Annotated in this window: 10 protein-coding genes; 4 read left to right on the top strand and 6 right to left on the bottom strand. The window is 72.6% G+C overall.

Annotated elements, in window-relative coordinates; translation table 11 throughout:
* Positions 1–182: 182 nt before the first annotated feature.
* Complete coding sequence (locus tag PUR26_RS34070; protein ID WP_329878705.1) at positions 183–623, bottom strand: MarR family winged helix-turn-helix transcriptional regulator; 441 nt, start codon at positions 621–623, stop codon at positions 183–185.
* A gap of 318 nt (positions 624–941) precedes the next feature.
* A complete protein-coding gene (locus tag PUR26_RS34065; protein WP_329878703.1) occupies positions 942–1,769 on the bottom strand; it encodes a methyltransferase domain-containing protein in 828 nt (275 codons plus the stop codon).
* 282 nt (positions 1,770–2,051) lie between these two features.
* Between PUR26_RS34065 and PUR26_RS34060 the strand changes: the two genes are divergently transcribed.
* The gene (locus PUR26_RS34060) at positions 2,052–2,960 is read left to right on the top strand and encodes a hypothetical protein (protein WP_329878701.1); all 909 of its coding nucleotides are present in this window, start codon (positions 2,052–2,054) and stop codon (positions 2,958–2,960) included.
* A gap of 210 nt (positions 2,961–3,170) precedes the next feature.
* Here PUR26_RS34060 and PUR26_RS34055 read toward each other — a convergent pair whose 3' ends face one another.
* Positions 3,171–3,830 carry a HemK2/MTQ2 family protein methyltransferase gene (locus PUR26_RS34055; protein ID WP_329878699.1) on the bottom strand — a complete coding sequence of 220 codons (660 nt, stop codon included), beginning with the start codon at positions 3,828–3,830 and terminating at the stop codon, positions 3,171–3,173.
* 27 nt (positions 3,831–3,857) lie between these two features.
* Complete coding sequence (locus PUR26_RS34050; protein WP_329878697.1) at positions 3,858–4,706, bottom strand: 2OG-Fe dioxygenase family protein; 849 nt, start codon at positions 4,704–4,706, stop codon at positions 3,858–3,860.
* A gap of 299 nt (positions 4,707–5,005) precedes the next feature.
* Here PUR26_RS34050 and PUR26_RS34045 point away from each other — a divergent pair, with 299 nt between their 5' ends.
* Entirely contained in the window at positions 5,006–5,503 is a 498-nt protein-coding gene (locus PUR26_RS34045; protein WP_329878695.1) for a hypothetical protein, read from the top strand.
* 8 nt (positions 5,504–5,511) lie between these two features.
* On the opposite strand, the gene PUR26_RS34040 is transcribed toward PUR26_RS34045, so the two are convergent.
* The gene (locus PUR26_RS34040) at positions 5,512–6,723 is read right to left on the bottom strand and encodes a wax ester/triacylglycerol synthase domain-containing protein (protein ID WP_329878693.1); all 1,212 of its coding nucleotides are present in this window, start codon (positions 6,721–6,723) and stop codon (positions 5,512–5,514) included.
* 158 nt (positions 6,724–6,881) lie between these two features.
* Between PUR26_RS34040 and PUR26_RS34035 the strand changes: the two genes are divergently transcribed.
* Positions 6,882–8,465 carry a flavin-containing monooxygenase gene (locus PUR26_RS34035; RefSeq protein ID WP_329878853.1) on the top strand — a complete coding sequence of 528 codons (1,584 nt, stop codon included), beginning with the start codon at positions 6,882–6,884 and terminating at the stop codon, positions 8,463–8,465.
* 2 nt (positions 8,466–8,467) lie between these two features.
* Here the strand turns inward: PUR26_RS34035 and PUR26_RS34030 are convergent, their stop codons facing one another.
* Positions 8,468–9,043: a hypothetical protein gene (locus PUR26_RS34030; protein ID WP_329878691.1), complete on the bottom strand. Its 576-nt coding sequence runs from the start codon at positions 9,041–9,043 to the stop codon at positions 8,468–8,470.
* Between the two features lie 318 nt (positions 9,044–9,361).
* Between PUR26_RS34030 and PUR26_RS34025 the strand changes: the two genes are divergently transcribed.
* Positions 9,362–9,733, top strand: coding sequence for a cupin domain-containing protein (locus tag PUR26_RS34025; protein WP_329878689.1), 372 nt, complete (start codon positions 9,362–9,364; stop codon positions 9,731–9,733).
* Positions 9,734–9,804 lie beyond the last annotated feature (71 nt).

The raw sequence follows: 9,804 nt of genomic DNA, 5'->3' as shown, positions 1-9,804 counted from the left end.
AGGGCCGCTTGAGCGCCCTTTCAGCGCTCTTTGGTGAAGTATACGGACTGCTTGGTATGTTTCATGAAGCAAAGGAATCGCAAAGCTGAGGCAGCGATTCCCCCAACGGAACATGGACGTCCGGCAGTGTGCCCAGGGGCGTTCGCTTGGATCGGCCCGGCAGGAGCCAAGCGGGACACTCCCTAGGCCGGTGGCAGGTCCAGCATGCGGCGCAGCAGGTCGCGCAGCGCCTCGCGTTCGCGCGGTGTGAGTTCCGCGAGCGGCTCTCCGGCGAAGGCCATGGAGGAGCGCAACGCGGCGGCCACCTCGGTGCCCCGCTCGGTGGCGGCGGCCAGCTTGACGCGGCGGTCGGCCGGATCCGGCCGCCGCTCCACCAGCCCGCGCGCCTCCAGCCGGTCCACTATCCCGGTGACGTTCGACGGCTCGCACTTGAGCCGCTCGGCGATCCTGCGCATCGGGAGGGGCTGATGGGACAGCAGCGCGATGACGCGGGCCTGAGTACCGGTCAGTTCATGTTGCGAGGCGGCCTGTTCGTATTCGGCGTGGTAACTCGTGACGACGGAGCCGATGAGGTCGACGACCTCCAGGGTCAGAGGGTCGGCTCCACTGGGATGCGCGGTCATGTGTGATCAGCTCCTGCTGCCGGAGGGCGGGTTCGGTCGTAGCCGCGCCGGCGGTGGGGCGTGTCGGCGCGTCCGGTCACCCTCAACACCTGGCGTCCGCCGTTGTTCCTCGCCGGGGCCGCGGTGCCCGGCCGGATCCCGGACCGGGTGCCGGGCGGGACCCCGCGCACGCCGGGCCGGGCGCCGCGCGTGCACGGCTCCCGGCCCGGCGTGCGCTCACGGCCGTGAGCGGTCCCGGCGCCCACCGGGACCGCCTGCCGTCCGCGGGGCGCGGTCGCCGAGCCGACGGGCCCGGCGACCGCGCCCCGCGCAGGCGCCCTACGGCTTGCGGGCGGCGATCAGCCCGTATCCGATCTGCGGCAGATCACCGAAACGCTCGATGATGTCGGCGGCCTCGGCGAGCTCCTCGTTGAACGAGCCGTCGAACGACCCGTTGTTCTCGCGGATCAGGGCCGCGGCGAGGGTGTGGCTGCGCCGGACGTTCTCGCCGATGTCGACCAGCTCGACGATCTCCAGCCCCGCCTTGACCATGTGCTCGACGTACTCGTCCGCGTCGCCGATCGGCGGGATCTGGAAGAGCTTGCGATTGGCGGCCACGATCTCGGTGCCCCGGGCGTCGAGCTCACCCTGCTGGTACGGGTTCGCCGTGACCAGCACGCCACCGGGGCGCAGGACCCGTGCCGCCTCGGCGATGGCCTTGCCCCGGTCGGACATGTGGAGGAACGACTCGATGGCGTAGGCGCGGTCGAAGTGCTCGTCCGGGTAGGGGAGTTCCATGGCGTCCGCCTGGCGGAACGTCACCTGCCGATTGCCGTCCCCCACCTGGGGGCGACGATTGGCCACCGCGGCCTGGTGGGCGCTGATGGTGACACCGGTGACGTGCACGTCACGCTCGATGGCTATGTAGGTGGCGGGCTTCCCGCTGCCGCAGCCGATGTCCAGAACCCGCAGGCCGGACCTGAGCGCGAGCCGGTCGGCGACCATGTCGGTGAGGGCGTCGGTGGCGGCCTCGACCGACGAGTCGTCGTTCTCGTCCCGCCAGTACCCCAAGTGGATGTTGCCCCCCATGACTTCGGAGAGCAGGTCGGTGGAGTTGTCGTACATGCTCCCGACATCGGCCGACGTGGGAACCTGCTGGTCGGTCATTCCTGGTGCGTCCTTCCATCCGCCCCTGCCGACGAGCCCTGGAAGGATCGCCGAGAACGGATACAGGGGCTGTCTCGCCGTTCAGTAAATATCCGGTGCGCCGGGCGCACTCGCGATGCACGGGGAGCGCACGATGGCATGCACCGGCGCACACCGACGGCGCGCGGAGCCACTGCCCTTGTGACGTGGCGAATTGTGCTCCTGGCGGGGCTCGGCGGGCGTGACGGGCTTTGACCGGCGTTGGATCGCGGCTGGAGCAGGCCGTCCACGTAGCATGTGACCATGCCCATACAGACCGTCACCCTCAGCGTTCTGATCGCCTCGCCGGGGGACACGGCCGCCGAGCGGGACGCCGTCGAGGACGTCATCCGCAGCTTCAACAGCGACCACACACTGCAGCGCAAGGTCCATCTGCTGCCGCTGCGCTGGGAACTGGGCGCCGTGCCCCGGCTCGACGGCCGCAAGGACGCCCAGACGCTCATCAACGAGCAGTTCGCGGACGCCGCCGACATCGTGGTCGCGCTGTTCAACAGCCGTCTGGGGCAGGCCACACGGCGCGCCGTCTCCGGCACGGCGGAGGAGGTCCTGCGGGCCCGTGACCGCGGCGCCCAGGTGCATGTCTTCTTCTCCGAGGCGCCTGTTCCCCGTGATCACGACCCCGCCCAGCTGGCCGCACTCAACGCGTTCCGCCTCGAACTGCAGGGGCACGGCCTCACCAGGACGTACGCCTCCGGTGACGAACTGCGGACCAGGGTCAGGACGTGCCTGGAGCACGACGCCTACCTGGCGGTCGACGCGGCCACCGCGCCCGGACCGGCCGTCGCCGCCACGGGCGATCCGCGTGCCGCGAGCGGGGCGCGTGCGCTGCTGCGCTGCACGCACCTCGCGGACACCCGGCAGATCGCGGACCTCAAGGGGCGGGTGCGCACGATGCGCCACAACCACCGGCTGCGGGTGGAGAACCTCGGCGATGTGGCTGCCGACGACGTCGCGCTGGCCATCGAGCCGGTGGGGGAGGGCAGCGCCCCCGAGTTCTTCGGCATGCTCGTGGCCGAGCGCATCCCGAGCAGGGCGTACGTCGACTTCCCCCTGGCCATGGACATGGGAGTGGCCCCGCAGGGACGCGTCACCCAGACCTGGTCCGAGAAGGGTGTCCAGCGCTCCGAGGTCCAGACGATCTCCTGGATCTGACGCCGTCGAAGCCTCCGCGCCCCCGGCGCCGGTGCACAGGCCCGCGCTCGTGCCGCCCCGCTTCCCGGTCCCGGACCCCGCGCCCCCGGTGCGCCGGTGCCATCGACTCCCCGACGCCGGACGGGCCTGGAGGCACCGATCCTCCGGGGGAGGCGCCCGGGTGAACCGAAGTCGGCACAGAAGCCACTGAACGCACTTCCCGGATACCTCTTAGGCCCCGCGGTCGGCGCGGATCACCACCAGTTCCTCGTGCCGTCGTCCCGGTGCGATCAGGCCCTGCTGCTCCAGCCAGGCGGCGCGTGAGCGCAGCACGGGGCCGAAGGGCTGCGTCCTGCGCGCGACGATCGAGGACTTGAGCCCCGCGTCGCTCAGCATCCGCAACGTCAGGGCGGGTCGCGCGATGTCGGAGTGCACCATGAGCAAGGTGCCGTCGGCGTCGAGGAGTTCGGGCGCCATGACGCACAGCACGTCCAGCAGCTGCCGTCCGTCCGGACCGGCGTCCCACGCGCCGGCCAGACTCGATCGTCCCCGCTCGTGGCCGGGACAGGGCACATAGGGCGGGTTTGCGGTGATCACATCGAAGCGCTGCCCCGTCAGGCAGGTGCGGAAGTCCCCGTGGCGGACCCGGACCGGTGCGGGGGGCCGGGCGAGCCACACGTTGCACCGGGCGGTCAGCACCGCCCGGTACGAGGTGTCGACGGCCTGGACCTCGCGTGCTCCGAGGCGCGCCGCCGTCAGCGCGATCACACCGGTCCCGGTGCACACGTCGAGCACGCGGGCACCGTTCGGCGCGGCCGCCCTCTCCAGGGCTTCCTTGAGCAGGTGGGAGTCGCCCTGAGGCCCGTAGACCCCCCGGGGTTGCATCAGCATTCGGGTACCTCGCACACGTCGTTCGCGTCAAAGGCGTGGGGCGAAGGGGGCCAGACCGACGATGAGGATGCAGCGCTCCCCCTGTCCGGGGCCCGCGCCCAGCCGCACCGGGGCGACGTAGTGGCTCACGCGGGGATCGTGGACGGCATAGGTGTCGAGCGGGTCGGCCAGGGTGAAGCGGGCGTGCACGGCCTCCGCGGGCAGCTCCCCGGGCTGCCGGCCCGCGCTCTCCGGGGTGGCGATCACGTTCTCGCCGCCGACGATGTTGTCGCACCTGATGAGGTGGGCGAAGGTGAACGTCGCCGAGGACCCGCCGTCCTGGTGGAGGCAGTCGGGTGAGGAGACGGCGATCTGATCGGCGTCCCGGACGGAGAGCTTGATCATGTGGACGCCCGCGTACACAGGTGCCCGCCGCAGTTCGTCGAGCCACAGTGCCTGCTCGATGTCGAAGCGGATGAGGTGCTCCAGCAGCCGGCTCTCGCGCAGCGCGGCCGGCACGTCCGGCAGGAGGCGCTGCATCTCCGGGTACTCCGGGTTGTGCCCGTCCTGGTAGTACTCGGTGACCGAGCCGTACTCGGGGTGGGGCAGTCCGGGGATCCAGGAGAGCTCGCCGCTCCACGGCAGGTAGGCGGCGTGCGAGTACCTGCGGAAGCGGTTGGTCGTCGGTGCGTAGGGGTCGGGCGGCAGTTCCGCGAAGGCGGACGTGATCGCCGCCAGCTCGTCGGCGAGGCTCCCGGCCGACGCGCCGTCCGCCGGGCCGAGACCGAGATCCTGCGCGCGGTAGCGCGCGAATCCCGAGCGGCGGAGCTCTGCCGCTCCGCCGACCGGCCGGTCGGTGGCCACCGGAGCCCTGTCCTGCTGCTGTATGTCGTGCATCTGCGTCCTCCAGCTCACCCCCCTGTCGTGTGAGCCCGCTCCAGCATGCTGGCACACGGCGCGTCGCGCGTCCTGGCGGAGCGGGCGGGTGAGTGACCGTGCCGAGCGGTGCCGGAGCGCACGGCAGTCCGGCGGGCGACCGGTCGCGTCCGCCCCCTCCCGCCCACCGCCTCGTCCGGCGCCGCCGCCCGCCGCCGGTCCGGGCTCGGCGCGAGCGGGCCCCCGGAGCTGCCTTGGTGTGTACCTGACGTTAGAGTGCGGTGCTCGATCATGGTGACGCACGGCGAAGGGGGAGGGCCTTGAGTCCGCAACTGAGGGAGACGGCGGGGGAGTTGGCCGGGCTTCTCTGGCGGGAGCACACGATCTACCGAGAACGCGCCGGGGGCGTCGTGATCCGGGGGGAGCACGTCCAGCGCTGGATCAGCCTCGCCCCCGCCGGAGGCCGGGACGAGATACTCGTGCGGGCGGGACGCATCCTCGAGGGCGGCACCACCGCCCCCGCCCGGTCGGAAATGATCGTTCCGCTGACGGCGGGGACGGGGGAACTGGCCGCGACCTGCCGCCGCCTGCTCGCCGAGGCCGCCGCCGACGCGGCGCCGCGCGTGGCGGGCCCGGCGGCCCGGAAGGCGGACCGGTCCGGCGGACCCGGACGCACGGGGAAGCGGCGCGGGTCCCGCAGGACGAAGCGCCCGGCCCGCGGCGGAAGGCACACCGGCCTCGCTTCCTGGGCGGTACTCGCCTGCGTGGCCGCCCTTCTCGCCCTCTACCTCCACGGTCTCGGCCTGTTCGGCGGCTGAGGCCCCGCTCAGGGGGCGTCCTGCGGATGCAGCGCGCCCCGCCAGAGGCGCGCGATCCCGCGCGCCTGCGCCGAGTCCGCCGCGTCGCAGACGACCGTGCACCGCACCGTGCCCGGCAGGCGGGTGAAGGACACGTACGCCAGAAGCCCCTCCGGCCGGTCGCAGAACATCGACGCCGCCACCAGGCGCGCGCCGAAGCACGGGGAGGGGCAGGGCATCGAGAGGCTGCTCGCGACAAGGGGCAGCGTACGCGGATCGGTCATCGCGCGGGTGGCCCAGACGCCCACACGGGCCGGCACGGACGCGAGGGCGACGCGCTCCGCGTCCCGCCTGCCGGAGCGCCGCACCGCCTCGGTCTGGCGGCGCACGTCCCTCACCGCGGCGGCGAGGTCGGCAGCGGAGCACGGCAGGGACAGCCGCGGGAGGGCCAGACGGTTGCCGGGCGTGTGCGTCTCGTGCGCCTGGCGCGTGGACATCGGCACCAGCACGGGCACGTCCGGGCAGGCGGCGCCGCCGGTCCGCCGCTCGCGCCAGGACCGCAGCGCCATGGCGAGCCCGGCCAGGGAGACGTCGTTGAGGCTCGCGCCCCACCTGGACGCCAGATCGCGCAGCCGCTGTTCGGGGACGTCCTCGTAGGTGAGCGCGGAGCGCTGCCCGGCCGCGCGGGCCGCCCGGCCCCACTGCCGGTCGGCGCGCAGGGAACGGATCAGATCGCGGCCCAGATGGACCAGGCCGGCCACACCGGGACGCAGGGCGGGATACGGCCTGGGGCCGCAGGGGCTGTCGGCGGGGGTGTCCGTGAGCAGGGCCAGGGCCCCGTGCGCCGCGCCGGCGCCGTCCTGCTGGGCGTGGTGGATCCGGTAGCCGATCCGGAAGCGGCCCGGTGCGAAGCCGGAGAGCAGCCACACGTCCCACCGGGGGTGCCCGGCGGCGGCCAGCGGATGCTGGAGAAGGTCGTCGGTGACCTGGGCGAGATCGGCGTACCCGGCGAGGTCCGTGCGGTGACGCACGTGCACCGACGGGTCGAGGCAGCGGACGCGAGGGCGCCAGCGCTGCCCGTACGGCGCGGGCGGGAGCAGGTTGAGCGCGGGGAGGTGCGCCGCCCGGCGGAGGATCCGCGTCGCCAACTCATGGGTATGCGGCGGATGTCCGGCGAAGTCGAGGAAGAAACCGGTGATCGGCTGACGGCGGTCCGATCGGTACAGCAGGCTCCGGTCCACGGCTCCGAGTCTGGGGCCGGCTGGTGTGTTCACGTACAGCTCCGCGATGAGGGGGGACGAACAGGGGCCAGCCACCTCAGCTTTGCATACTGTGTGCAGCTGCTTAGATACTCTATGTGATCAACGGTTTGGCCGAAAGAGGACTGGAGTTGCGGGACGTGTGCGAAGGCACGAGTGCGCGGCATGTACGGGTCGCGGTCATCGGGGCGGGACTCAGCGGACTGGGGGTCGCGGCCCGGCTCAGAAGCGAAGGCCTGCGGGATTTCGTGGTGTTGGAGCGGTCAGGGGGGATCGGCGGAACGTGGCGGGACAACACCTACCCCGGGTCCGCCTGTGACGTGCCCGCGCACCTGTACTCGTACTCCTTCGCGCCGCACCCCGGTTGGCCACGGGTGTTCTCGCGTCAAGAGCACATTCGAGCTTATCTGGAGGACGTGGCGGACCGTCACGGCCTGCGTCAGCACCTGAAGTTGGGCCGTGACGTGCAGCTGATGCGGTGGAACGCCGCCCGGACGCACTGGGAGATCTCCACGACACGCGGCCGGTGGACGGCGGACGTCGTGGTGTGTGCCACCGGCCCGCTGTCGGAGCCGAGCCTGCCCACCATCGCGGGACTGGAGTCCTTCCGCGGCCACGCGGTCCACTCGGCGCGCTGGGACCCCCGGATCGACCTGCGCGGCAAGCGGGTCGCCGTCATCGGAAACGGTGCCTCCGCGGTCCAGATCGTCCCGGCCATCGCTCCGATGGTGCGCGAGTTGCGGCTGTTCCAGCGCACCCCCGCCTGGGTCGTGCCGCGCCTCGACCGGCGGATCACCGGCCTCGAACAGTGGCTGCACCGGCGCGCCCCCGTCACGGCGGCCGCCCGGCGGGCCGTGGCGTGGGGCATCAGGGAGGTCATGACCCGTGCCTTCACCCGCCTGCCGGCGGGGCTGGCGCTCTTCGAGGCGATGGCGCTCGCCCACCTGAACAGGGCCGTCGAGGACCCCGAGCTGAGGGACAAGCTGACGCCCGACTACCGCATCGGTTGCAAGCGCATCCTCGTGTCCAGCACGTTCTACCCGGCGTTGACCCTTCCGCACGTCAAGGTGATCACCTCCGCGGTGGCCGAGGTGCGCGGCTCCACGCTGATCGCCTGGGACGGCACCCACACCGACGCGGACGTGATCATCTTCGGTACGGGATTCCGTGCCACCGACCCGCCGATCGCCCACCGGGTGGTGGGTGCCGGCGGTGCCACGCTCGCCGAGGCGTGGCGCGGCGGGATGCGCGCCCTGCGCGGCTCGACCGTGGCGGGGTTCCCCAACTTCCTCACGATGCTGGGGCCCAACACCGGTCTCGGCAACTCGTCCCTGGTCCTCATGATCGAGTCACAGCTGAACTACCTCATGGACTACCTCAGGGTTCTGGACGGGGCGGGGCCGGGCGCGGCGCTCGCCCCCCGTGGGGAAGCCGTGCACGCGTGGAACGCGGAGGTGGACCGGAGGCTGAGGCGGACCGTGTGGAGCACCGGGGGCTGCAGCAGCTGGTACATGGACCCCCGTGGCCGCAACACGACCCTGTGGCCGGGCTCCACGCTCGAATTCCGCCGCGCCACCCGTCGGATCGTCAGGTCGGAGTACGAACTGTGCGCACGGCCGTACTCGGACCCGGCCGGCGCTGCGCCCGCGCTTCCCGATCGCGCCGATCCGCCCCGCCCCGCGGGTGCCTCCGGCCGTGCCGGCCGCCCCGTCTGCTCCGCCTGACCTCAGGAGCAGCGCCCCTCGCTGACGTCGGCCGTGAGGTCGTACTCGGTGATGACGGTGGTCGAACCGTCCGCGCCCGGCACGGCGACCCCGCCCCCGGACGACTCCTCCTCACCGAGGGTGAGGCAGAACGGATACTCACCCGTGAGGGTGGAGATCGCGTACTTCTGCGCACCCTGGGCCTCCACGGCGAGGTCGTACGACGGCCCCTCCCCGTCGGAGTCCGCGGCGTCGCGCAGCGCGTCCCTGATCAGGCCCTCCGCGCCGCCCGCGCCGCCGATATGCGCGTCCTCCTCCAGCGATCCGGCCGCCGCCTCCACCACGGAACGCAGCTCGCTCCGGTTCCAGGACGAGTCGTCGGTGAAGTCGAGGGCCCGGAAACCCATGAACAGCAGCGCGCCGCAGACCAGGAAGGCCAGGACGCGGCCCGCTCGGCAGGCGGCGTCGGAAGGCTCGTGTGCCGCGGGGTCGCGGTACCGCCACGCCATGAGACGCCGGTACAGCCACCGCTGGTCTGCGAGCGCCAGCGCGAGGGTCACCGCCGCGAGGGCGAAGAAGACGATGATGACGCCGGTCATGGACGGTCCTCCGGGGGTGCGAGCGCGGGCAGCGGCCGAGAAGTCTACGATTTCGGCCCCGGCGCGCGACCGGCGGCCCCGGGCGGCGCCGCCCGTGCCCGCTCTGCGCGATCCCCGGGCCGGGCCGGCGCCCGGGCGGCCCGTACCCCCGGACGGGTGGCCATGGGGCACGCGACGCGGGATCCCCCGGTCGGGTGGACGTCGTCCCGGGTCCACCCCCGGGCGCGGCGCCCGTCCACGGCGCGGCCGGCGGTACCGGCCCGGCGTAACCTGGAAGTGGACTCGGGGCCCTACTCGCCCGCCGGGAGGCGGATGATCATGGCCGGACTCGTGTGCAGGAACTTCGACTCAGCCGACGAGACGCGCCCGTTCGAGGACGGCAAGGGGCAGCTCGCCCTGCTCACCACGGATCACGGGCCGGTCGGACGGGCGGTCTTCGAACCGGGCTGGCGGTGGACCGAGCACGTCGGCCCCATCGCCGGTACCGACAGCTGTCAGGCCGCCCACACCGGTTACATCGTCAGCGGCCGTATGAAGATCGTCATGAATGACGGCGAGACGGCCGAAGCGGGTCCCGGCGACTTCATCTCCGTCGCTCCCGGGCACGACGCCTGGGTGCTGGGCGACGAGAGCTGTGTCGTCCTCGACTGGGCCGGCTTCGGGGACTACGCGGTGCCGGCCGGCTCCTGAGGGGCCGCGTCCGTGCACGGGGGTGCACGGCCGTGGCGCCCTGTCCGGTGGTACCTCACGAGCCCGGGCCG

It is taken from the genome of Streptomyces sp. SP18CS02 (assembly GCF_036322365.1).
Lineage (GTDB): Bacteria > Actinomycetota > Actinomycetes > Streptomycetales > Streptomycetaceae > Streptomyces.
Note: the sequence above shows the minus strand (reverse complement) of the source record. Positions and strands in the feature narration are given on the sequence as shown.